General features: G+C 33.9%; 24 protein-coding genes. 18 read left to right on the top strand and 6 right to left on the bottom strand.

Annotation, left to right across the window (positions count from 1 at the left end; translation table 11 throughout):
* Nucleotides 1-146: 146 nt before the first annotated feature.
* The 12 genes from ccoS to AAFN75_RS12305 all read left to right on the top strand — a co-directional run bounded on the left by ccoS (nucleotide 147) and on the right by AAFN75_RS12305 (nucleotide 12,474).
* Nucleotides 147-332, top strand: a complete 186-nt coding sequence (gene ccoS / locus AAFN75_RS12360; protein WP_144116954.1) for a cbb3-type cytochrome oxidase assembly protein CcoS — start codon at nucleotides 147-149, stop codon at nucleotides 330-332.
* 11 nt (nucleotides 333-343) lie between these two features.
* Nucleotides 344-2,536 carry a cytochrome-c oxidase, cbb3-type subunit I gene (gene ccoN, locus AAFN75_RS12355; RefSeq protein ID WP_411806606.1) on the top strand — a complete coding sequence of 731 codons (2,193 nt, stop codon included), beginning with the start codon at nucleotides 344-346 and terminating at the stop codon, nucleotides 2,534-2,536.
* A gap of 21 nt (nucleotides 2,537-2,557) precedes the next feature.
* Nucleotides 2,558-2,743 (top strand): CcoQ/FixQ family Cbb3-type cytochrome c oxidase assembly chaperone, encoded by a 186-nt coding sequence (locus AAFN75_RS12350; protein ID WP_144116952.1) that lies wholly within the window; start codon nucleotides 2,558-2,560, stop codon nucleotides 2,741-2,743.
* Entirely contained in the window at nucleotides 2,740-3,684 is a 945-nt protein-coding gene (locus tag AAFN75_RS12345; RefSeq protein ID WP_411806605.1) for a cbb3-type cytochrome c oxidase N-terminal domain-containing protein, read from the top strand. The genes AAFN75_RS12350 and AAFN75_RS12345 overlap by 4 nt, the downstream gene beginning before the upstream one ends.
* Nucleotides 3,685-3,741: 57 nt before the next feature.
* Complete coding sequence (ccoG, locus tag AAFN75_RS12340; RefSeq protein ID WP_411806604.1) at nucleotides 3,742-5,166, top strand: cytochrome c oxidase accessory protein CcoG; 1,425 nt, start codon at nucleotides 3,742-3,744, stop codon at nucleotides 5,164-5,166.
* A gap of 61 nt (nucleotides 5,167-5,227) precedes the next feature.
* Nucleotides 5,228-5,674: a FixH family protein gene (locus AAFN75_RS12335; RefSeq protein ID WP_411806603.1), complete on the top strand. Its 447-nt coding sequence runs from the start codon at nucleotides 5,228-5,230 to the stop codon at nucleotides 5,672-5,674.
* A gap of 1 nt (nucleotide 5,675) precedes the next feature.
* Nucleotides 5,676-6,377: a sulfite exporter TauE/SafE family protein gene (locus AAFN75_RS12330; protein ID WP_411806602.1), complete on the top strand. Its 702-nt coding sequence runs from the start codon at nucleotides 5,676-5,678 to the stop codon at nucleotides 6,375-6,377.
* Nucleotides 6,378-6,660: 283 nt separating this feature from the next.
* Nucleotides 6,661-7,332 (top strand): TetR/AcrR family transcriptional regulator, encoded by a 672-nt coding sequence (locus AAFN75_RS12325; RefSeq protein ID WP_411806601.1) that lies wholly within the window; start codon nucleotides 6,661-6,663, stop codon nucleotides 7,330-7,332.
* Nucleotides 7,333-7,334: 2 nt separating this feature from the next.
* Nucleotides 7,335-9,002: a peptidase domain-containing ABC transporter gene (locus AAFN75_RS12320; protein ID WP_411806600.1), complete on the top strand. Its 1,668-nt coding sequence runs from the start codon at nucleotides 7,335-7,337 to the stop codon at nucleotides 9,000-9,002.
* Nucleotides 9,003-9,005: 3 nt separating this feature from the next.
* Nucleotides 9,006-10,361: an HlyD family secretion protein gene (locus AAFN75_RS12315; protein WP_411806599.1), complete on the top strand. Its 1,356-nt coding sequence runs from the start codon at nucleotides 9,006-9,008 to the stop codon at nucleotides 10,359-10,361.
* Nucleotides 10,361-11,764 (top strand): TolC family protein, encoded by a 1,404-nt coding sequence (locus AAFN75_RS12310; protein ID WP_411806598.1) that lies wholly within the window; start codon nucleotides 10,361-10,363, stop codon nucleotides 11,762-11,764. The genes AAFN75_RS12315 and AAFN75_RS12310 overlap by 1 nt, the downstream gene beginning before the upstream one ends.
* Before the next feature lie 140 nt (nucleotides 11,765-11,904).
* Nucleotides 11,905-12,474 (top strand): superoxide dismutase family protein, encoded by a 570-nt coding sequence (locus AAFN75_RS12305; RefSeq protein ID WP_411806597.1) that lies wholly within the window; start codon nucleotides 11,905-11,907, stop codon nucleotides 12,472-12,474.
* Between the two features lie 95 nt (nucleotides 12,475-12,569).
* On the opposite strand, the gene AAFN75_RS12300 is transcribed toward AAFN75_RS12305, so the two are convergent.
* The gene (locus AAFN75_RS12300) at nucleotides 12,570-13,403 is read right to left on the bottom strand and encodes a universal stress protein (RefSeq protein ID WP_411806596.1); all 834 of its coding nucleotides are present in this window, start codon (nucleotides 13,401-13,403) and stop codon (nucleotides 12,570-12,572) included.
* Between the two features lie 84 nt (nucleotides 13,404-13,487).
* Complete coding sequence (hemN, locus tag AAFN75_RS12295) at nucleotides 13,488-14,852, bottom strand: oxygen-independent coproporphyrinogen III oxidase (RefSeq protein WP_411806595.1); 1,365 nt, start codon at nucleotides 14,850-14,852, stop codon at nucleotides 13,488-13,490.
* Nucleotides 14,853-14,975: 123 nt separating this feature from the next.
* Here hemN and AAFN75_RS12290 point away from each other — a divergent pair, with 123 nt between their 5' ends.
* The 4 genes from AAFN75_RS12290 to AAFN75_RS12275 all read left to right on the top strand — a co-directional run bounded on the left by AAFN75_RS12290 (nucleotide 14,976) and on the right by AAFN75_RS12275 (nucleotide 17,619).
* Complete coding sequence (locus AAFN75_RS12290) at nucleotides 14,976-15,593, top strand: YceI family protein (protein ID WP_411806594.1); 618 nt, start codon at nucleotides 14,976-14,978, stop codon at nucleotides 15,591-15,593.
* 46 nt (nucleotides 15,594-15,639) lie between these two features.
* Nucleotides 15,640-16,170, top strand: a complete 531-nt coding sequence (locus tag AAFN75_RS12285; protein WP_144116939.1) for an RNA polymerase sigma factor — start codon at nucleotides 15,640-15,642, stop codon at nucleotides 16,168-16,170.
* Between the two features lies 1 nt (nucleotide 16,171).
* Entirely contained in the window at nucleotides 16,172-16,978 is an 807-nt protein-coding gene (locus tag AAFN75_RS12280) for an anti-sigma factor domain-containing protein (protein WP_411806593.1), read from the top strand.
* Nucleotides 16,979-17,136: 158 nt separating this feature from the next.
* Entirely contained in the window at nucleotides 17,137-17,619 is a 483-nt protein-coding gene (locus tag AAFN75_RS12275; RefSeq protein ID WP_411806592.1) for a CIA30 family protein, read from the top strand.
* 115 nt (nucleotides 17,620-17,734) lie between these two features.
* On the opposite strand, the gene AAFN75_RS12270 is transcribed toward AAFN75_RS12275, so the two are convergent.
* A complete protein-coding gene (locus AAFN75_RS12270) occupies nucleotides 17,735-18,970 on the bottom strand; it encodes an ABC transporter permease (protein WP_411806591.1) in 1,236 nt (411 codons plus the stop codon).
* A gap of 9 nt (nucleotides 18,971-18,979) precedes the next feature.
* Between AAFN75_RS12270 and AAFN75_RS12265 the strand changes: the two genes are divergently transcribed.
* Both AAFN75_RS12265 and AAFN75_RS12260 read left to right on the top strand, forming a co-directional pair.
* Nucleotides 18,980-20,263 (top strand): exo-beta-N-acetylmuramidase NamZ domain-containing protein, encoded by a 1,284-nt coding sequence (locus AAFN75_RS12265; protein WP_411806590.1) that lies wholly within the window; start codon nucleotides 18,980-18,982, stop codon nucleotides 20,261-20,263.
* Nucleotides 20,260-21,327 carry a serine hydrolase domain-containing protein gene (locus tag AAFN75_RS12260; protein ID WP_411806589.1) on the top strand — a complete coding sequence of 356 codons (1,068 nt, stop codon included), beginning with the start codon at nucleotides 20,260-20,262 and terminating at the stop codon, nucleotides 21,325-21,327. The genes AAFN75_RS12265 and AAFN75_RS12260 overlap by 4 nt, the downstream gene beginning before the upstream one ends.
* A 141-nt stretch (nucleotides 21,328-21,468) precedes the next feature.
* Here AAFN75_RS12260 and AAFN75_RS12255 read toward each other — a convergent pair whose 3' ends face one another.
* The 3 genes from AAFN75_RS12255 to AAFN75_RS12245 form a co-directional block, all read right to left on the bottom strand.
* The gene (locus AAFN75_RS12255) at nucleotides 21,469-22,761 is read right to left on the bottom strand and encodes a tetratricopeptide repeat protein (RefSeq protein WP_411806588.1); all 1,293 of its coding nucleotides are present in this window, start codon (nucleotides 22,759-22,761) and stop codon (nucleotides 21,469-21,471) included.
* 87 nt (nucleotides 22,762-22,848) lie between these two features.
* A complete protein-coding gene (locus AAFN75_RS12250; protein ID WP_144116933.1) occupies nucleotides 22,849-23,412 on the bottom strand; it encodes a DUF4331 family protein in 564 nt (187 codons plus the stop codon).
* 33 nt (nucleotides 23,413-23,445) lie between these two features.
* A complete protein-coding gene (locus tag AAFN75_RS12245; protein ID WP_411806587.1) occupies nucleotides 23,446-24,126 on the bottom strand; it encodes a DUF4331 family protein in 681 nt (226 codons plus the stop codon).
* Nucleotides 24,127-24,254 lie beyond the last annotated feature (128 nt).

The following is a 24,254-nucleotide window of genomic DNA, read 5'->3' as shown; positions in this document are numbered from 1 at the left end:
CCAATTAAAATTGGCAAAACGAGGACTTGAAACGAAAAGCCCGACCTCTTTTTGAGGTAACGCCCAAATAAAATTATGAAACATGATAAATATCATCTTTTAAAAAACAGTATAAAAGTACTTTTGAACCATAACTTCTAATAGGTATGAGTGTTATATATATTTTACTTGCGGTAAGCATTGTAGTGGCTATATGTTTTTTTATTGCCTTTATAATTGCTGTTAAAAAAGGACAGTTTGACGACAGTTACACGCCCTCTGTACGCATGTTATTTGAAGACGAATTAATTAAAAACAAAACAGAAAAAACAATACTAACCAAAAAAGATTAATAATTATAATTATGGAAATGCAACAATTTCATTACGATAATAAAATCGTTAAAAACTTCATTTACGCCACGATGCTTTGGGGCGTTGTGGGTATGCTTGTAGGATTGCTATTGGCGTTTTTATTTCTATTTCCGAACTTAACAGACGGTATTTCGTGGTTAAGTTTTGGTAGATTAAGACCGCTACACACCAATGCTGTTATTTTTGCCTTTGTTGGTAACGCTATTTTTGCTGGTGTGTATTATTCCACACAGCGGTTACTAAAAGCTAGAATGTTTAGCGACCTTTTAAGTAAATTAAATTTTTGGGGTTGGCAACTTATTATTGTAGGAGCCGCTATTACACTTCCTTTAGGTTATACAAGCTCTAAAGAATATGCCGAACTAGAATGGCCTTTTGATATTGCTATTGCCTTAGTTTGGGTAATTTTTGGATGGAATTTAATTGGTACCATGCTAAAAAGAAGACAACGCCATTTATATGTTGCCATTTGGTTTTATATAGCTACGTTTGTTACTGTTGCTGTGCTCCACATCTTTAATAGTTTAGAGCTTCCTGTTAGCGCCATGAAAAGTTACTCGGTTTACGCCGGGGTTCAAGATGCTTTAGTACAATGGTGGTACGGACACAATGCGGTAGCCTTCTTTTTAACGACGCCGTTTTTAGGACTTATGTATTACTTTGTTCCTAAGGCAGCTAACAGACCTGTGTATTCTTATAGATTATCTATTGTGCATTTCTGGTCGTTAATATTTATTTATATCTGGGCAGGACCACATCACTTATTATACACAGCTTTACCAGAATGGGCACAAAATTTAGGTGTTGCCTTCTCTATAATGTTATTAATGCCATCTTGGGGTGGTATGATAAACGGATTATTAACCCTACGTGGTGCTTGGGATAAAGTACGTACAGATCCGGTTTTAAAATTTATGGTTGTAGCTATTACAGGTTACGGAATGGCAACTTTTGAGGGGCCAATGCTTTCGCTTAAAAATGTAAATGCTATTGCTCACTTTACCGATTGGATTATTGCACACGTACACGTTGGTGCCTTAGCTTGGAATGGGTTTTTAACCTTTGGTATGATTTACTATTTAGTACCAAGATTATTTAAAACCAAACTACACTCTTTAGCACTTGCTAACTTACACTTTTGGATAGGTACTTTAGGTATTATTATGTATGCTTTACCTATGTATGTTGCCGGATTTACACAAGCTAGTATGTGGAAACAATTTAATCCAGATGGTACTTTAACATATGGTAACTTTTTAGAAACCGTAACCGAAATTATGCCAATGTATTGGATGCGTGCTATTGGTGGTACCTTATACTTAACTGGTATGCTAATTTTAGTATTTAACGTTATTGCTACTATTAAAAAAGGAAGCAAAGTTGAAGACGAACTAGCTGAAGCTGCAGCCTTAGAGCGAGTATCTAAAAAACGTACTGCAAATGAAGGTTGGCACACGTGGATTGAGCGTAAACCAATACAATTAACCATAGGCGCTACTATAGCTATTTTAATTGGTGGTCTTGTACAAATTGTACCAACTATTGTTGTAAAATCTAATATACCAACTATAGCAAGTGTAAAACCATATTCTCCTTTAGAGTTAGAAGGTCGAGATATTTATATCCGTGAAGGCTGTGTAGGTTGCCATTCGCAAATGATTCGCCCATTTAGAAGTGAGGTAGAACGATACGGTGAGTACAGTAAAGCCGGCGAGTTTGTTTACGACCATCCATTCCTTTGGGGTAGTAAACGTACTGGACCAGATTTACACAGAATTGGTGGTAAGTACTCAGATAACTGGCACTTTAACCACATGTACGATCCGCAAAGTACATCATCGGGTTCTATTATGCCACGTTACCCTTGGTTAATTACGGGTTCTAGCAGTGAGTTAGATAAATCGATGACCGAGAAAAAAATGGAAGCTATGGTTACTCTTGGTGTTCCTTATACAGATGACGAAATAGCCAATGCACAACAAAGTATGTTAGAGCAAGGTGCTAAAATTGAAGAGAACCTTCATGCCGATCCTGATTTTACAAAAACGTATGAAGCGGATAAAAAATACGCTTCGGATAACGGTGAACCATTTATAGAAATGAAAAACCGAGAAATTGTAGCTCTTATAGCGTATTTACAACGCTTAGGAACAGATATTAAAGGAGAAACAGCACAAAATTAATCAACTAAAATTTTAAAAGTCATGTTGAAATTTGTAAAAAACCATATGGATAGTATTGCAGGAATCGAGATTTACCCAGTGATTTCTTTAATTATCTTTTTCACCTTTTTTGTAGTTCTATTTTGGTGGGTAATAACCGCTAAAAAAGATTATATAGACAAGGTAAGTAACATGCCATTAGACAACCAAAACGACGATATATTATGAGACAATTAGTTCCATCCTGGATTCGTGTTCCAGTAGCATTCTTTATTATTTTTGGAGCCGTAGAATTCTTTATAGATTCAGGAGACAAGCCAGCATTTGTTGAGTATCCAGCAGTTTTACTCTTTCTGCTTTTAGTATTATTAATATTAATTGCTATCGAAGCTATTATTGGTGCTTTAGAAAATGTGATGCTTCATAAATTAGATGAAGCTGGTAAAGCTCGTTTTTTAGCAGAAAAAGAAAATACCATTAAATTTACTTGGTTAAAAGAGACGTACCAAAAACTATTAGGACAAAAACCAATAGAAGAAGAAACGGAAATTATCCTAGATCATAATTACGATGGTATTAAAGAGCTAGATAATAACTTACCACCATGGTGGGTGTATTCTTTTTACATTTCTATAATTTTTGCTGCCGTTTATTTATTGAGATTCCACGTATTTGATGGCTATACACAAATAGACGAATTAGAAACAGAATTAGCCGATGCTAGAATTGCTTTAGAAGAGTATAAAAAAACGGCTAAAGATTTAGTAGATTTTAATACGGTAACCGTGTTAACTGATGCTGCCGATGTAAAAGCTGGACAAGCCATTTTCCAAAGTAACTGTGTTGCTTGTCACATGGCAGATGGTGGAGGTGGTATTGGACCAAACCTAACAGACGATCATTGGATATTAGGTGGTGGTATTAAGAATGTTTTTAAAACCATATCTGAAGGTGGACGTTCTGGTAAAGGTATGATTGCGTGGAAAGCACAATTAAAACCTGCACAAATGGCACAAGTAGCAAGTTACGTATTAACATTGCAAGGCACTATACCAGCAAATCCTAAACCTGCCGAAGGCGATATTTGGGTAGATGAAAATGCTCCTGCAAGCGAAGTACCTACAGAGGCTATGGAAACTAAAACAGAAAATATTATTACTTTAGAATAATAGATTTAATAAACAATACCTGCAACCTTTTATAATCTTGTAGCATAATAAAAAAACATGGAAACTCCAGAAAACGAAACCTTTAGAGACTCGATCGGTACGATTACCGAAGAAGGTAAACGCGCTTGGGTATTTCCTAAAAAACCAAGTGGTAAATTTTACGAGTATAGAAAATATGTAAGTTATATTTTACTAGCCTTTTTACTACTTGCACCATTTGTAAAAATAAATGGAAATCAGTTTTTAATGTTTAATGTTTTGGAACGCCGTTTTAATATTTTCGGATTTCCTTTCTGGCCACAAGATTTTCATTTGTTTGTAATATCCATGTTAATTGGTGTTATTTTTATAGCTCTTTTTACGGTAGCATTCGGACGTATTTTCTGCGGGTGGATTTGTCCGCAAACCATTTTTATGGAAATGGTTTTTAGACGAATAGAATACTGGATTGAAGGCGACAGAAACAAACAACGTAAACTAGACAAACAAAAATGGGATGCCGAAAAGATTAGAAAAAAAGGACTAAAAACAATCATATTTGTTTTAATCTCCTTTATTATTGCTAACGTTTTTCTGGCTTATTTAATTAGTAGCGATAAATTAATTCAATACATTTCTGAAGGCCCACTTAATAACATAAGTACCTTAATATCGTTACTTATTTTTACAGCGGTTTTCTACTTTGTATTTGCTTGGTTTAGAGAACAGGTTTGTATTATAGCTTGTCCTTACGGAAGGTTACAAGGTGCACTTTTAGATACAAAATCGATAGTTGTTGCTTACGATCATAAACGTGGTGAAGCTGAAAATGGTAGAAAAAAGTTTAGAAAAAATGAAGACCGAGAAGCTTTAGGTCATGGAGATTGTATAGATTGTATGCAATGTGTACACGTTTGCCCTACTGGCATTGATATTAGAAACGGTACACAATTAGAATGCGTAAATTGTACAGCTTGTATTGATGAGTGCGACCATATTATGGAAAGCATTAATTTACCAAAAGGTTTAATTCGTTATGCTAGTGAAGAAAACATAGAAAACAAAACACCTTTTAAACTAACACCTAGAATTAAAGGTTATATAGCGGTTTTAGCTATTTTAACTGGTCTATTGGTTGGTATGTTATTTTTAAGAAACGATGTGGAGGCTAATGTTTTAAGACTTCCTGGACAGCTATATGAACACAAAGAGAACAACATCATAAGTAACGTTTTTACCTATAAATTAGTAAATAAAACATCTAAAGATATTGAAGATGTGAGCTTTAAACTCATGTCGCATAAAGGCGAATTAAAATTAGTATCTACTGGTAACGATTTTATTGTACCAAGTCAAGGTATAGCAGAAGGCACCTTGTTTATTGAAATAAATAATTCGGCATTATCTGGCGATAGAAATAAAATAAAAATTGGCGTTTACAAAGGCGATAAGTTAATTGAAACCACTACGGCTAACTTTTTAGGCCCGCGGAGTTTTAAATAGTTAATGGTTAATTAGAGACAAATAACCAGCAACAAAAAACAAATTACTAAAAAAGAAAATTATGAAAATTAATTGGGGAACCGGAATTGTTATTGCTTTTATAGCCTTTATTTCGTTTATAATGTACTTTGTTATAAACATGAGTGTAAATAGCAAATACAACCATGATTTGGTTAGCGAAGATTATTACACCGAAGAATTACAATTTCAAGATGATATAAATAAACTAGAAACCGCTAAAAGTTTAAACAAAAATATTAGTTATAAGAAAACAAACGAGGGCTTGGTAATACAATTTCCCGATACCTTCGATTACAAAAATATTAAAGGAAAATTGTTCCTATATAGACCATCTAACAAACAACTAGACTTTGAGACTGCTATCTCTTTGTCTAATTCAAATTTGCTCATACCTGACAATCGTTTGGTAGATGGTCGTTGGAACATTAAAATAGATTGGCAATATAACGGAAAATCTTATCTTTTTAAAGAATCTATAAATTATTAGTATGCTGTTTTCGGCGTTTATATTAGGGCTATTAGGAAGTTTTCACTGCGTAGGCATGTGTGGACCCATAGCTTTTATGTTGCCCGTAGATCGCACAAACCAATTAAAAAAAGTATCACAAATTGCCATTTACCATTTCGGTAGATTATTAGCTTACAGTATTATTGGACTCGTTTTTGGGCTAATCGGTAAAAGTCTTTCCATTTTCGGCTATCAGCAACAACTCTCTATTACTATAGGGGTTTTAATGATTTTAGTAGTACTAATTCCGCAAAAAACATTTAACAAATACAATTTTTCTAAACCTATTTACAAACTAATATCTAAAGTAAAATCTGCTTTAGGTTCTGCTTTAAAGAAAAAAACAATGGACACGTTTTTAACCATTGGTTTTTTAAATGGCTTTCTCCCTTGTGGTTTAGTTTACATGGCAGTATTTGCAGCCATTGCTGGCGGTAATGCCTTAAACGGTAGTTTATACATGAGTGTTTTTGGCCTTGGCACCGTCCCTTTAATGACTACTGCAATTTACTTTAGTCACTTTTTAAAAGGCAAGGCAAGACAACGCATACAAAACATAATACCCGTTTTCGTGGTAATAATAGGTGCACTATTTATAATTCGGGGTTTAGGTCTTGGAATTCCTTACCTCTCTCCTGCTCCGGTTTACGATATGGTTACTAACGGTATCGATTGTCATTAATTTTTTAGTTTAATTTTAGGGTTACCCTCGTACCTCTGGTCGGGCTTTACGCTTCAAGTCCTCGCTTCGTACCTCGCTGTGGGCTTTCCACTGCAATCCCTAACCCACTTATCCGCGAAAGTAAGTTATCAGTACATCCATTCTGCTTATATCTAAAAGAGCTTTACAACGGCTTGCTAACTTTCCTACAATAGTATTTTTCAATCCCGCATAAAGAAAAACAATAGTTTTGTTTTTAAAAATAATAGTAATACTATTATATTTGCATTTAAATTTATTAATTATGGATTCATTACTGTCAAATTTAAAAATTTCTGTACCCGAAAAAATCTATGTGAAAGACCCAGAATCTTCTACCTTAGGAAAACGCATTATAGAGCATAGCATCCTTTTAATAGACGACATTGGTTTTGATAGTTTCACCTTTAAAAAATTAGGACAATTAATAGGCTCTAATGAAAGCTCTATTTACAGATACTTTGAGAGCAAGCATAACCTATTACTTTATTTATCGTCTTGGTATTGGGCATGGATAGAATACCAATTGGTGTTCGAAACTCACAGTTTAAACCCATCAGAAAAACTAGAAAAAGCAATCGAAATTGTAACCCGAAGCATAAAAGTAGATTCGAAATTCTCGCATATAAACGAATCCATTTTAAATAGGATTATAGTTAACGAAAACTCTAAATCGTTTTTAACTAAAGAGGTAGACCAAGAAAACAAAGAAGGTTTTTTTATTATTTACAAACGCATTGTACAACGCTTACGCGATATGATAATTGCAATAAACCCCGATTATAAATTCGCTTCTAGCCTAGGTAGCACAATTCTAGAAAGTGGTTTGCATCAGCACTTTTTAAAAGACCATTTTAAAACTATTACAGATTGTAATGATAGTACTACCCCAACGTCCTTTATAAAAAACCTAGTACTTAACACGCTCAAGTCTTAAATATGAAACACAAACAAATGACACCGTGGCAGCGTTTAATAGGCATGCTACAATTAGAAAAAAGAGATATTCTTCAAATTTTTTACTATGCCATTTTTGCCGGAGTTGTAGCCTTATCACTTCCTCTTGGTATTCAAGCTATTATTAACCTATTGCAAGGCGCTCAAATATCCACATCGTGGGTGGTTTTAGTTATCATAGTAACCTTAGGTGTTGCCTTTTCTGGCGCCTTACAACTTATGCAACTAAGAATTATAGAAACCATACAGCAACGTATATTTACGCGATCATCGTTTGAATTAGCGTATCGATTTCCAAAAATTAAAATGGCCGAATTACGCGATTATTACCCGCCAGAATTAGCAAATCGTTTTTTCGATACCTTAACCATTCAAAAAGGACTATCAAAAATTTTAATAGATGTTCCTGCTGCAGTTTTACAAATTGTTTTTGCTTTAATTCTACTATCGTTTTACCATCCGTTTTTTATAGTATTTGGGCTTTTATTACTAGTACTCATTTTTGTGGTTTTTAAATTCACAGCACGAAAAGGCTTATCCACAAGTTTATACGAGTCTAAAAACAAATACAAAGTAGCCCATTGGATTCAAGAAATTGCCCGTTCGGTTATTAGCTTTAAACTATCAGGTAGCACAAGCTTGGGTATAAATAAAAATGACGATTTGGTAAACAATTACCTAAAAGCGCGAGAGAGTCACTTTAAAGTTTTAATGCTTCAATTTATCCAAATGATAAGTTTTAAAGTTATTGTAACCGCTAGTTTACTACTTATTGGAGGTGCATTAGTTTTAAACCAAGAAATGAATATTGGGCAATTTGTAGCTGCAGAAATTATTATTTTATTGGTTATTGCTTCTGTCGAAAAACTAATTATAGGCTTAGAAGCCTTTTACGACACTCTTACATCCTTAGAAAAAATAGGTCAGATAGTTGATATGGATTTAGAAAGTCAAGAAGGCGAAACACCTCAATTTAGTAAAGGCTTACAGATTGAGTTAGATAACGTTTCTTTTGAAGTTGAGAATAGAGATGCCCACATACTAAAAGATATCTCTTTAAAAGTTAACTCCAAAAGCAGAATTTTAATTAAAGGAGAAAGTGGCTCAGGAAAATCTACTTTACTCCGTTTAATTGCCGGTGTAATTGAAGCTACAAGCGGTCATGTTTATGTTAACGATATGTCTATTAAAAGTATTCACTTAAATTTCTATCGTTCACAATTAGGCTTATCATTATCGGACGAAACACCCTTTGAAGGCACCATTAGAGAGAACCTAATCTTTTCTAACTCAAACATTTCAGATGAAAAAATTTATGAGATTTTAAATATCGTTGGTTTAAAATCTTTTATTAAATCGCAACCAGAAGGTTTAAATACTGTGTTATATCCAGATGGCAGGCAAATGTCGTACTCAGTATCTAAAAAATTAGTCCTAGCACGAGCTATTTTAAAGAACCCTAAAATACTAATTCTAGAAGATGCTTTAGATCGATTTAATAGAAAAGAAACTAAAGCTATTGTAGATTATTTATCGCATCCAGACAGACCTTGGGCTCTTATTGTAGTTAGTTTTAGCTCGGTATGGACAGATAAATGCAACGAAATTATAACCCTAGATAAAGGTCAAATAAAATCTAAAAACGACTAAGCTATGCTCAATATATCTCATAACCAATTGAATAAAAAAATTGATTTGGCGGACTATAAGTCTGGTAAAAAAATTATGAATATTAGATATTACAAATACTTTAACCGGTTTTTATTGGCCGCAGCCATCATATTATTTATTGTCATGTTTTTGCCTTGGACCCAAAATATTACAAGTCAAGGTACGGTAACTACTTTAAAACCCAATCAACGTCCACAGCACATTCAATCTCAAATACCAGGACGTATTGAGGAATGGTATGTTCAAGAAGGCGACGAAGTAAAAAAAGGCGATACTATCTTAAGAATATCCGAAGTAAAAAGCGATTATTTCGACGATAGATTAATGGAACGCACTAACGATCAAATCCTAGCAAAATCATCTTCCGTAACCGCGTATGGTGGTAAGGTAGATGCTTTAAATCGTCAAATTTCTGCCTTACGAAACGAACAAGAATTAAAGCTAGAGCAAACTCGAAATAAACTGTTACAGTCGCGATTAAAAGTAAAAAGCGATAGTATTGATTTGGAAGCTTCTAAAACCAATTTAAAAATTTCAGAAACACAGTTTAATCGTATTCAAACATTACAAGAAGAAGGTTTAAAAGCCGTTAAGGATGTTGAAGAAAAACGTTTAAAACTTCAAGAAACTCAAGCTAAATTCATTTCGCAAGAAAACAAATATTTAGCAAGTAAAAACGAAGTTATAAATGCACAACTAGAGCTATCTAGAACCAACGCTGTGTTTACCGATAAAATATCGAAAGCGCAAAGCGATATGTATACTGCGCAATCTAGCGGGTTCGATACAGAAGCTCAAGTTAAAAAACTTGAAAACGCCTATAGTAATTACAAAAAGCGAAATAGCTTATTGTATGTAACCGCACCACAAAATGGCTTTATAAACAAAGTACTAACAGGCGGTATTGGTGTTACATTTAAAGAAGGAGAACAACTCGTTGGTATTATGCCATCGCAATACGACTTAGCCGTAGAAACTTTTGTTCGCCCAATAGACTTGCCATTACTGCACATTGGCGAAAAAGTACGTGTACAGTTTGATGGCTGGCCTGCAATTGTATTTAGCGGATGGCCTAATGTATCTTACGGTACTTATGGCGCTAAAGTGGTGGCCATTGAGCGCTTTATAAGTAGTAACGGGAAATACCGTGTGTTGCTAGCGCCAGATAACACAGAGTATAATTGGCCTGAAGCCATACGTGTTGGTTCTGGCGCAAAAACAATAGCATTACTTGAGGATGTGCCCATTTGGTTCGAGTTATGGCGTCAAATTAACAGCTTTCCTCCCAACTATTATCAACCAGAAGGCAATAAAACAGCTTTTAAAAAAGATAAATAATGAAAGCATTTATATATAGTTTTCTTTTAGGTTTTAGCTGCGTGGTTTCTGCACAAGATAGCACATCGGTTATGGCTCTATCAGAATATTTGGGTTATGTTAAATCGTTTCATCCTATTGTTAAGCAGGCCAACTTAACCATAAACGAAGGTGAAGCTAAATTAATGAAAGCCAGAGGAGCTTTCGACCCTAAGTTTGAAGTAGATTATGCTAGAAAAAAGTTTAAAGACAACGAGTATTACGATAAACTTAATGCATCGTTTAAAATACCAACTTGGTTTGGCATAGAATTAAAAGGAAACTTTGAAGAAAACACTGGAGACTATTTAAACCCAGAATCTTACGTCCCGGACGATGGATTATACAGTGCAGGTGTTTCTATTCCTGTTGCTAAAGGGTTGCTTACAAATAGTCGTATGGCCATGTTAAGACAGTCCAAACTATATGTAAAACAAGCCCAAGCCGATAGACAGTTGTTGGTTAACGACATTTTATATAATGCAACATTAAGCTATTTTAACTGGCTAAAAACCTATAATGAAAAACGGGTTTATCAAGATTTTTTAGCCAATGCCGAAATACGATTTAATGGTATTAAAAAAAGTTTTGAAGTTGGCGATAAACCCGCCATTGATACTCTAGAAGCTAGAATAGCGTTAAACAACCGCAAACTTAACTTAGAAAAATCTAGAATTAAATTTATAAAGGCCTCTCTAGAACTTTCTAATTATTTATGGCTTAATGATAATACACCGGTTGAAATTAAAGACCAAATTATACCCGACATTAATACGGTTGCAACTATCGATTTAACCTTGAACACCTCTGGGTTAGATGTTGAAAGCTACGAAATAAACAATCACCCAAAACTGCAATCTTTAGATTATAAATTTCAAAGTTTAAAAATTGAAAAACGATTGAAGTTAAACAACCTTTTACCGCAAATAGATTTGCAGTATAATTTCTTATCCGAAACTCCTGAGGTGGCACGATCGTTTAGTACATCGGCCTATAAAAGTGGTGTAAATATTAGTATTCCTTTGTTTTTAAGAAAAGAACGGGGCGATTTAAAACTGGCCAGAATCAAGCTGCAAAACACGACGTTCGATATTAAAAACACACAGGTAAGTCTTAAAAATAAAATTAATGCTATAAATCTAGAATTAGAGTCTTACCTAATCCAAAATGATTATACAAACACAATTGTAAATGATTATTCTAAAATGCTAACAGCCGAAGAGCGTAAGTTCTTTTTAGGTGAAAGCTCATTGTTTTTAGTAAACTCGCGCGAATCAAAACTAATTGATGCCAAACTAAAAGCTATTGATCTTGAAAATAGTTTTTTTAAAACTAAGGCGACTTTATTTAATGTTTTAGCTCTTTCTGAAGTAGACATTAACTAAATTTTACAGCTACCACATATGGTTGATGTTTACCAAAATAAGGGACAAGAATTACTTGGCTTTTAGAAATCTTGCTAATTCTTGCAATTGATTCATTTAATTGTTAACTTTAGAATTAATAAAAAAAAAGTCTAAGAAAAATGAAAAAATTAAACATCATATTAACTGCTCTAATACTAACTTTTACGTCTTGTAAAAACGAAAAAAAAGAGATAAATACTGTTGAAACCATTGAAACTGAAACAGCAACGGTTGCACCCAAAAAAGTTAAAATTACTTTAAGCGCTAAAAGCGATAGCAATGTATCTGGAAATGTGGTTTTTAAAGAAACTGATGGCAGCGTGAGTATGACAGCCATTATAAGTGGTCTAACCGCTGGTAAACATGCTATACATATTCATGAATCTGCTGATTGCTCTTCTGCCGATGGCAAATCTGCAGGAGGACACTGGAATCCAACATCGCAACCACATGGTAAATGGGGAGACGCAAAGGGTTACCATAAAGGTGATATTGGCAATTTTACTGCCGATGAAAATGGAAACGGCACCATTTCTTTTTCTACGGACGAGTGGTGTATTGGCTGTGGCGATACTACTAAAGATATTCTTGGAAAAGCTGTGATTGTTCACGCCGGTATAGATGACTTAACATCGCAACCTTCTGGAGCTGCTGGCGCACGCGTTAGTTGTGCTGGTATTATTCAATAATTTTTTTATAGTTATATTTGCTGTTATACTGCCAATAAGAATGTATGTAGATAAAAATCCTCCCTTAGTAAAAAAGGGAGGATTTTTTTATTGGCTTAAATCTTAAAAGTCATAACGGGTAAAGTGGCGTGATTTACTACATCTTCTCCAATGCTGCCTTGAAAAAAGTGCGCCAAACCTTTTCTGCCATGTGTTGGCACTATTATTAAATCGGCTCCAATTTTATTCGCGCAATTTAAAACACCGTTTTCTATGGTATAATCGGATACGTAAAAGACGTCTTCCATTTTGTCTAAATTGCCCTCAGCTTTTGTAAAGAAATTAACGACTTTTTTCTCGATTTCTAAACTACTTTTAAACCTTTCGTTAGGTAAATTAACATGTATTAAATATAGTTTAGCACCTTGTTTACTAAACATTTCTTGAGCGCTTAAATACGATTTTATAGACTCTTCGCTAAAATCGCAGGCAAAGGCAACCACATCAAAATCGACATCCATCATATCGTTTTTAACTACTAAAACGGGTATATTAGAGTTGCGTACAACACGCTCTGTATTAGAACCTACAAAATACTCGGTAAAGCCATTTGCACCATGAGAGCCCATTACAATTATATCGGCGTCGTATTTTTTAGCTACGTCGTTTACCTCACTAAATACTTTAAAATGTTTTATTATTGGTGTTACTTTTAGATCGTCTAGATAGTCTTTACTTAAAAAATCTTTAAATTTTTGCTCTGCTAATTGCAGAAAAAACATGGTTTTTTGGTTTTGAATGCCATCGGTTGTAGATAGCATAATATCGGACATTTCTAGCATATGAAGGGCCAATAATTCGGCATCATGTTTTTTGGCTAGTTTTGCTGCTGTTTTTAAAGCATATTCTGAATGTTCTGAGAAATCTATTGGTATAATTATTTTTTTCATGGTCTTTAAGTTTTAGGTTCTTGTTATAAAGCAAAAACAGTTAAAATTGAATGTTTTAATACTTGATATTAAAATGACTTGGTATTAAACAGTCATAGAAAATAGTTGCGTATCTGGCTTTTTACGTTGCAGTAGCACATCGAAAGCCATACATATATTTCTAACAAACGGTTGTCCTTTTTGGGTGACTTCTATTTTATTAGAATATATATTTAGTAAGCCATCTTTTTCCATTTCCTTTAGTTTAATTAAAGTGTCCGGTAAGTCATTAAAATTAAGTTTTTCGTTTGTCCATGAGGTTTCAAATTGGCACATTAAATTTAAAATATGTTTTCTAATTACAAGATCTTCGTCATTTAAAATATGCCCTCTATAAACTGGAATAATATTATCTTTTAGCAAGTTATAATAGCTTTCTACTCCTTTTACATTTTGAGAAAAACCATACCAGCTATCACTTATCGAGGATACACCCAACCCAATCATTGCTTGTGTTTTTGAGGCGGTATATCCCATGAAATTACGGTGTAAATCACCATTAATCATAGATGTGAATAAGGAATCCGTAGTTAACGCAAAGTGGTCCATTCCTATTTCCTTATAACCAACTTCGGCTAGTAATTCCTTTCCTAGTTCGTACTGCTTGCGTTTTAAATCAGCACTTGGTAAATCGGCATCATCAAAGCCTCGTTGTCCGTTTCCTTTAATCCAAGGCACATGTGCATAGCTGTAAAAAGCTAGTCGGTCTGGAAGCAAAGCTTTAGTTTTCAAAATGGTTTCCTCAACGTGTTGTAAAGTTTGAAAAGGCAATCCAAAAATAATATCATGACCTACAGATGTGTATCCAATTTCTCTAGCCAACTCGGTGGCTTCCTTTACGTTTTCAAATGGCTGAATTCTATGAATCGCCTTTTGAACCGTTGGGTTATAATCTTGCACACCGTAACTAACGCGTCTAAATCCCACATCGTAAAGCGCCTGCAAATGCTCGCGAGTGGTGTTATTAGGGTGACCTTCAAAACTAAACTCGTGGTGTGGTGCTAATTTTGAAGTGTTTAAAATAAACGTAATAAGCCGTTTTAAGTTTTCTGGACTAAAAAATGTTGGTGTCCCGCCACCTAAATGCAACTCTTTTATAATAGGTTTTTCGTCAAACAATTCTAAATACAAATGCCATTCTTTTAAAACTGCATTTATATATGGAGACTCGACATTATGCTGTTTGGTAATGCGCTTATTACAGCCGCAAAACGTGCATAAACTTTCGCAAAATGGTAAATGAATGTAGAGACTTATACCTTCTTCAGAATTGCTTTCTTTAAAAGATTGAATTAATGACGATTTCCATTTTTTTAATGAAAATGTTTCTTGGCTCCAATACGGAACCGTTGGATAACTCGTATAACGAGGCCCCGCAATATTATACTTATTTACTAACGATTTTAACATACCTAACTTTTATATTTCAAAAGTATAGGAATAGCTCAAGTTATAAAATGACATATATCATACTAAATCTTGCAATTGAATTATTAATGACTTAACTTTCGGGTAAATAAAAAATCAATAAAAATGAAGAAAATAAGCATCCTATTAATTGCCTTAACCATAAGTATAGTATCATGTAAGAACGAGAAAAAAGAATCGCAAACGGAAGCTGAAACAACAGAAAAATATGTTGTGAAACCTGAAGGTACAACCGTAAAATGGACGGCCTATAAAACAACAGATAAACTTCCCGTTGGAGGGAAATTTAAACTTTTAAATTTCGAAAATAAATCTGGTGCAACACCACAAGAAGCTTTAAACAACTTAAGCTTTTCTATACCAGTTAGTAGTGTATTTACAAACGATGCTACCAACACCCGAGATGGTAAAATAATAAACTCTTTTTTTGGTGCTATGTTAGATACCGAATTTTTAAAAGGTACTATTAAATATGCTAATAATGCTTATGTAGCTTCTATTACCATGAATGGAGAAACTAATAATTTACCATTAGATGTTAAAATTACTGATGAAAGACGTGTAACCCTTACAGGGACTATGAATCTTAAAGACTGGAATGCATTAGATGCTTTAGCCTCTTTAAATAAAGTATGTTTTGATTTACATAAAGGAGCAGATGGTGTAAGTAAAACTTGGGAAGATGTAGCCATTGAAGTTGAAACTTACCTTCGCGAAAACTAAACCATATATATAGTATTAGTATTATTTTAATCACTAAAAAACTTATATGGAATTAGACCAGCTGGTAGAAAAATTTAAACAAAAAGACGAAAAAGCATTCGAGAAACTGTACAATATGTACAGCGATAGCATGCATGGTGTTATTTACAATATTGTAAGAGACCATGATATTGCTCAAGAAGTTATGCAAGATGTTTTTATAAAAGCATGGCATAAAGCGGATAGCTATTCGTCAAAAAAAGGTAGATTTTTTACATGGATTTTAAATATTGCTAGAAACGCAGCCATAGATAAAACGCGGTCTAAAGCCTTTAAAAACTCAAAACAAAACCTCAACTCAGATTTTTTCGTAGATATAATTGAAGGCAATGAAAACCTGGATGATAAAACGGATGCTATCGGCATTAAAAAATTTGTTGGTAAACTAGCCGAAAAATGTAAAGCGGTAATTGAACTACTTTACTTTAAAGGTTACACACAAAGTGAAGCGTCTGAAGCACTTGATATGCCAATTGGCACTATTAAAACCAGAAATAGAAATTGCATTCAGGAATTGAGAAACATGGTATTAAACTAAAATGGATATAAAAGCATACATAGAATCTGGAATACTAGAGCTATACGTAGCCGGAACCCTTTCTGAAAAAGAAAATGAGGAGGTTTATGAGCTTATGCAAAAACACCCAGAGGTTTTGCAAGAAGTTTTAGAAATTGAAGCAGCCATTGTTAAATTAACCGCTTCGACATCGCAACGCGATAGCGACCATATTTTACAGCGTATTAAGCAAACATTAGGTTTTGGTAGTGATAAGGACACCAAAGTAATCCCTATTGCTAAACCTAAATACAATTGGATTACTTATACAGGTTGGGCAGCTTCTATTGTTTTAGCTGCTGGATTATTATGGACCGTAAACCAGAACAAACAATTACAATCTGATATTCAAATAGCAGAAACACAACAATCTTTATTAGAAACCCAAATAGCTAATTCTAAAAACAGCTTAGAAGACGCTAATGTATTAATAAGTGTGTTACGCGATGATAATATTAAAAAAGTACCATTAGCAGGGCAAGGTAATTTTGCTAATACTTTTGCTAAGGTATATTGGGATAAAGATTCCGAGCGTATATTTATAGATGCTCTAGGTTTACCAGACCCACCAGAAGGGAAAGTTTATCAAGTTTGGTCTTTAACTTTAACACCGTTAACACCAACAAGTTTAGGAACTATTGACCGTTTTACCACAGACGCCAATAAAATATTCGAAATTAAGAATGCTAATGAAAGTGAAGCCTTTGGTATTACTTTAGAGCCTGCTGGTGGTAGCGAATCGCCTACCATGGATCAATTATATACTTTGGGTGTAGTAAGTGCTAGCTAACAAAGTAAACAAGCAGTATTAAATATTAAAAATGCACTACCAATTAATATAGTAGTGCATTTTTTTATGCGATAATAAAATTAAAACCCCTTAGCAAAACGCTACTAAACATTTATATATTTATACAAAGCCTAAACTAAATATAACACCGTAAAACCATGACCTTAATTAATTTTACTGCAGAAAGTGATAGTTTCAACTGGAAAACGGTGGATGATAATGTAATGGGCGGAAAATCTGAAGGTGCCTTTAAAATAAACGTTAATGGAAATGGCTTGTTTTACGGCGAAGTATCGTTAGAAAATAACGGTGGTTTCTCGATGGTTAAATACCCTATTGAAACTTTAAAAACAGCATCTTATTCTAAATTTTGTATAAATTTAAAAGGCGATGGCAAGACATACCAGTTTAGAGTAAAGACTTTTGAAAGCGACAATCATTCTTACATTTATCCATTTAAAACCACAACTTGTTGGGAAACTATAGAAATCCCTTTTATAGATATGTATGCAAACTTTAGAGGTAAAAAACTTGAGCTACCAAATTTTGAAGGTAACCAAATTGAAATGATCGCCTTTTTAATAGGTAACAAAAAAGCTGAAGCCTTTAATTTAGAGATAGGCAGCATCTCTTTAAGGTAAAACACTAACAAGTATGCCCGCGCTAGGGATTGAACGGTATGTTTGAGCTCCCTGACCTTTTAGGAAGGAGCGAGTAGTGAAAGCCCGTCCCTTGTGGTAGCGCCCAAATTACTGTTTAACTAAAACGAATGGCTTTAACTGGCGATATTTTTGTAATTAGGTAAGACGGAACCAGTAGCATGAGTAAGCACAGCACTAATGTACCTATGTTTAATGCTAAAATATAGCCAAAACTAATATAAACAGGTGCTTCTGAAACGTAATACACACTTGGATCTAACGGAAAAAGGCTAAAATATTTTTGCGCAAACAAAATCCCTAAACCTAAAATATTACCCCATAAGAGTCCTAATAAAATGAGGTAGGATGCATTGTAAAGGAATAGTTTACGAATGCTCCAATTACTGCTGCCTAAGGTTTTTAAAACGCCTATCATTCTGGTGCGCTCTAGTATTAATACAAGTAAGGCTGTTACCATGTTAAAACCAGCAATAAGTACCATTATGCCTATTATGCCGTAGGTGTTTTTATCGAAAATTTTAATCCACTCGAAAATAGAATAATAACGATCTGTAATGGTTTGCGAATCTAGTAAGGAGGAAATGTTTTGGTGTATTTCGGCGCCTTTTTCTTCTAATGCATCGTAACTATCTATAAATACCTCAAAATTACCAATTTGATCGCTTTCCCATCCATTTATACGTTGTAAATGGCGTATATCGCCAATAATATATTGAGCATCCAAATCTTGAAACCCAGAATTAAAAATACCAGATATGGTGTATGTTATTATGTTTGGTAATTTTTCGGAATCGTCCTTTGCAAAAACCATTTGAAAGGTATCACCGGCTTTAAAATGCATTCTATTCGCTAGATATTGAGATATTAAAACATTTTCGTTTCGCTTTTGTGTGTAATCTGGCAACTGCCCTTCTACTAGAAATTCTTTAAAATAATCCCAATTATAATCGGCACCAACGCCTTTTAAGTACAGCCCTTCAAAATCGGTTTCGGTGCGTATTACACCAAATTTTGTTGCTACACCTTGTACATGCTTAACGCCTTGTACTGCTTTAAAATCGGGATAAAAATCTTGATATATTGTAATAGGAATTACGCTTTCTTGGGAGTTATTGGTATCGTAATTTGTAATGGTTACATGGCCATTAAACGCAATAACTTTATCGCGTATTTTTTGTTGCAACCCTATACTTATGGCTACGGTAACCATCATTACAACCATACCAATAGCAATTGCAGCGATTCCAATTTTTATTATTGGCGCCGATATGCTACTTTTATACGCTTTACTACCAATAATGCGTTTTGCTATAAAGAACTCGTAATTCAAAAGATAAAAATGAGGTTTAGTGATTTCAAAAATACAGTTTTCCCAATAATTATTGGGCTAGTTTTAGTAATGATTTCTTGTGGAAGCAAATCCAAGGGCGATGTTTCTATATCTCAGGTTAAAATTAATAATCCAGAAGAAGAATTTACTAAAGTAGAAATAGATACGTCTATAGTTCTTGGGGTAAACCAAACCAACGTTTACCTCCCGCTATTAAAAGGAAAGCGAGTTGGTATTGTGGCTAACCAAACCTCTGTGTTTTTTACTAAAAGTGCAACACAACCGTTGGATGCCATAACATATACACACGTAGTAGATTCGCTTCTTGCTTTACATGTAGATATAAAAAAAGTGTTTGCTCCAGAACATGGTTTTAGAGGAAAGGCTGATGCCGGCGAGGTTGTTAAAGATGGTATAGATACTAAAACTAATTTACCTATTGTATCGCTTTACGGAAAAAACAAAAAACCATCGGAGGCACAACTAGAAAATTTGGATGTTGTTATTTTTGATATACAAGATGTAGGCGCTCGTTTTTACACCTACATTTCGTCCTTACATTACGTTATGGAAGCTTGTGCAGAAGCGGGAATTCCTGTAATTGTTTTTGATAGGCCTAACCCAAATGGTAATTATATTGATGGTCCTGTTTTGGAAATGGAGCACACTAGTTTTGTTGGCATGCATCCTATTCCTGTGGTTCATGGCATGACTATTGGCGAATATGCTAAAATGATTAATGGAGAAAGATGGCTAGCTAATGGTAAACAATGCGACTTAAAGGTTATTACCATGAAATATTACAACCACAAACTAAAATACAGCTTACCAATAAAACCAAGTCCGAATTTACCAAACGACCAAGCCATTAACCTATACCCTAGTATTTGCTTTTTTGAAGGTACCAATGTAAGTGCAGGCCGAGGTACAGAAACCCAATTTCAAATATTTGGAAGTCCGTTTTTAAATCCTGCTATATATAGCTTCCACTTTAAACCTCAACCCAACGAAGGTTCTAAATACCCAAAACATCAAAACAAAACATGTTATGGTAAGGATTTAACCAAAGTTGAGACTATAAATACTTTAAAACTAAATTGGCTTATTGATGCCTACCAGAATACAAATAATAAAGCTGAATTTTTTAATAGCTTTTTTACAAAGTTAGCAGGAACAAAAACATTACAACAGCAAATTGAATCTGGAATGCCTGAAACAGCAATTAAAGCCACTTGGAAAGAAGGATTACAACGTTTTAATAAAACGAGAAAAAACTATTTACTATACCATTGAAAAACATATTAGCCTCAATATTTTTCTTTTTTACTTCTGTAGGATTTAATTCGGCAGAACATGACACTACATCTTACTACAGAATAAAAACCGCTAAAAAACGTGCTAAACAATTTATGCGCCAACAAGGCATTCCTGGAATGTCTATATCGATATCTCAAAATGGTAAACTTATTTGGTCTGAAGGTTTTGGGTATGCCAAAAGAAAACCTAAAGTAAAAGTAGCCCCTAATAAAACATTGTTTAGAATTGCCAGTATATCTAAAACTATTACCGCCTTAACACTGGCACATTTAGTAGATAAAAAGCAAGTTGATTTAAACAAAAGTATTTACAGCTACCTACCCAATTACCCTAAAAAGGCTTACGATTTTAACATTAAAGAATTAGGCGGGCACCTTGCAGGCATAAGGCATTACAAAGGTAATGAGTTTCTATGGAATAAAAAAACATCCATTACTGAAGGCGTAAATATCTTTAAAAACGACTCGCTTTTATTTGAACCTTCAACACAATTTTCATACAATACATTTGGCTTTGTTTTGCTTAGTGAAATTATGCAAAAAGCGTCCCAAACCGATTTTAATGAATTAGTAAAACAAACTGTTTTTAATCCTTTGGGGATGACAAATACTTTGGCGGAAGATTCAGAATTAAACCTACCCAATAAAACTAATTTCTACCGAAAAAAAAGGGTGCTTTCTACTCCCGTCGCTAATGAGTACAAGGTTGCTGGTGGTGGTTTTTTATCTACTTCAGAAGATTTAATAAAATTTGGAGAAGAAATTATTTCGCCTAAAACAGTATCTGCCGAAGCTTTGCTAGAAATGACAACTTCTCAAAAACTAAAATCCGGTAAAATTACGGGGTATGGTATTGGGTTTTCTTCTGAATGCACAACAAACAATACACCAAAATATTACCATACTGGTGGTGGTGTTGGCGCGTCTACCGTTTTATTAATATACCCAAAAGAACAGATTGTCATCTCAGTTTTAACCAATAAATCGGGAGTAAAAATGGATGATTTTGCAAAAAAGCTCGAGGATATTTTTATTAATTAAAAAAGAAAGTGCCTAATTACAACTAAGTAACTAGACACTTTCACCTAACAAAAAACCTTAGATTAAACACTACATTAAGGTCTCTTTATGATAATTAAGTTTTCACAGAAATTATCATACACATAACAAATCAAACTAAATTTATATATTTTTTATTTCGTTTTCCACAATAGGACCAAGTTCAAAAACGCTTTCTAAAAGCTCTTTTTTTAATGCATTAGCCTTTTCTATTTCTCTATTAGCTTTATAAATTTTAGCTATATGAAATAACACATCGGGCTCAGAGGTTTTACCATTTACATGTTGTTCTAAAATTTCCATCGCTTCTTTTACTTCACCATGATTATAGAGTGTCCATGCTAACAAATCATACGATTGTGGCGTAGGTCTATTTTTAATTTCAACATAAGCAATCTCTAAAGCTTTTGCTGTATCTTTTTCGCTTTCAGCATATAACAAAGCGTTGTACTTATTATACATATCGCCATATAACGAATTTTCAACCGCATTAGCATATAGCTTTAATTGTTCTTCTTTTAAGACATTATTACCATTATATTCTGCAATTTCTGCCTTTAGTAAATGATAATCTGGAGCGTTGTAAGTTTTCGTAACTTCATTTAAAATACGAAGTGCTTCGTCAGGATTTTTTTCATAAGAATAAACAATCCAAGCAATTCCCTTTTTAGCATACGCATCGTTAGGATCTAACTCTAAAGCTTTTAAATAATGGTTGTAAGAAGCTTCAATACGTCCAGCGTGCCCATAATAATCGGCTAAATTGGTATACACCCATTGTTTCGTAGATGCCAAATTTGTACTTTCTGCAATTGTTTTAGCTTGTTCCATATATTTTATGGCAGCATCTATATTACCACGATGGTCCGACCATTTTGAAAGTCTTATTAAATAATCGAAATCATTATTTTTCTTAATAGCATCTAAGTATCTTTTGGCAGCATCATAATTACCTAATTCTAAATGCACATCGAAAAGCATTTTTTGCGTTCCTTTTAAACCTTCACCGTTATCTTCAGCCTTGATAAGTAAAAGTAAAGCTTCTTTAAAACGATGCTGAGAGACATAGTTTCTTGACAAAGCTCTTAAATATCCCGCGTTATTATAATTTGTTGCTTGATTTGCCTTAACTAAATATGTTTCTGCTTTAATTAAAGCTTCAATATTTCCGGTTTTATTAAAAATCACAGATTGAGATGCTGCAGCCTTAGCCAAGTAGGGAAATTGATTTGGTTCTTTTTCTAGCTTTTTTTCCCAGAAATTAAAATCCTCTTTTACTAATTGCAACACCTCTTTATCTGATGCTTCTAAATACCCAACATAATCCTTAGTATTTGTTATTTTTTTTGTGTTTTCGTTACAACTTACCATAAGCAGTAACAAAAAAATAAATGTTAATTGATTTGTCGTTTTCATATTAATGAGTGTTTGTGTTTGTGTTTTTTGTGTAGGTAAAAAATCTAGAACATGGTAATTACCACCATGTTCTAGAAGTAATATATCCTAGTGAGGAGATGCTAGGTAAGGAAATGAGGTCAAAAAGGTTTTATCATTTTCGCTAACATTATCGTTAGATAAGCCAGGGTTTTCAGTGAAATCTTCACCTCCAAAAATTAATAATAACTCAACAGTAATAACATCGTCAGCTAAAGCACGTCCAGAAAGTGTATTTGCTGGTTCGCCATCATAAAATGTAGTTGTTCCATCTAACGATACGTTTAAAACATCGGTAGCTAATAAACCAGTAAATGCTGCGGCATCTTGTCCAAGGGCATTCATTCCTCCATCGGCATAAGCAGGACTTAAGGCTAATAAATTAGCTTCAAATTTACTTTGAAATGCTGCACTTTGAGCTGTTGGTGTAGTAACGTTAAATGCATCTTTATCTGCACTCGCATTAAATACCGTATTTACGGCTGGTCTACCCATTTGATCTTCTTGTGAGTAGGTTCCAGAGAAATCTAAAACAGGCTCCTCCATACTCATATTATTATCATCGTCGTTCGAGCAGTTAAATGCTATTAACGATACTGTTAGCGCTAAGGTTAATATTTTTATATTTTTCATAATTTGATATTTTAATAAGGTTATTTTGTTTTATTATTTTCTTTTAGACTCTACCCATGTATTAATTTTCCCAGAACCACCAATCATAGATTTAGGTACCTCAACAACAATAGACATTACGTTAGTTCCTGCAAACGTATCAGATGCAGAACCTTCAGGTAAAAAAGCGGTTTCTTCCTCGCCATCGCCATCATCATCACCAGGAGTTAAAATTTGAGTGAATCGTGCAAAATCCATAAAGAATGGATCGTCTCTAGGACCTGCAAAAAAGGACATACCACCATTACTAGCAGTTACTGCCGCACTTCCGTAGCTTGAAATTGCTACACTTCCACCAGCTGTAGAAGTCGTTTCAATAATACTATTTAAGCCCGTTTGAGAAGGCGCAACAGGACCAAAAAAATACATTTTACCATCTCTAGGAATGGCTTGAATAACTAAATCTTCAACATTATCTTGGTTGGTATCAATATTGAACTCAACCATTACATTTTCATTAAATGATGCAGCTGCTGTGTTTGCAGGACTTATTAATCCTTGAATGTTAGCTACCAAAACTAAATTATCTTCATTTTCAGCTTGAAAGGCATAAAAATCGGTAATATCACTATTCCCTCCAGATACTTCTGGCGCGTCAATATGATCGGCCGCAATTACAAAGCAACTAGCTACCGCTACTACTCCAATTCCTAATACTCGTTTTAAATTTTTCATGTTTTTGAGATTTTTTGTTATTATTAATTTCACTCTCTGCCATACCTACGAAAAAAAAGAAATAGCGGTTTTGTTAAAGTTATGTTAAAGAAAAGACCGTGCAGATATTCAGTTAAAAGTTTACTTTT

This window comes from Algibacter sp. AS12, assembly GCF_046736315.1.
Classification (GTDB): domain Bacteria; phylum Bacteroidota; class Bacteroidia; order Flavobacteriales; family Flavobacteriaceae; genus Algibacter_B; species Algibacter_B amylolyticus.
This window is presented reverse-complemented; position numbering and strand designations above follow the sequence as displayed.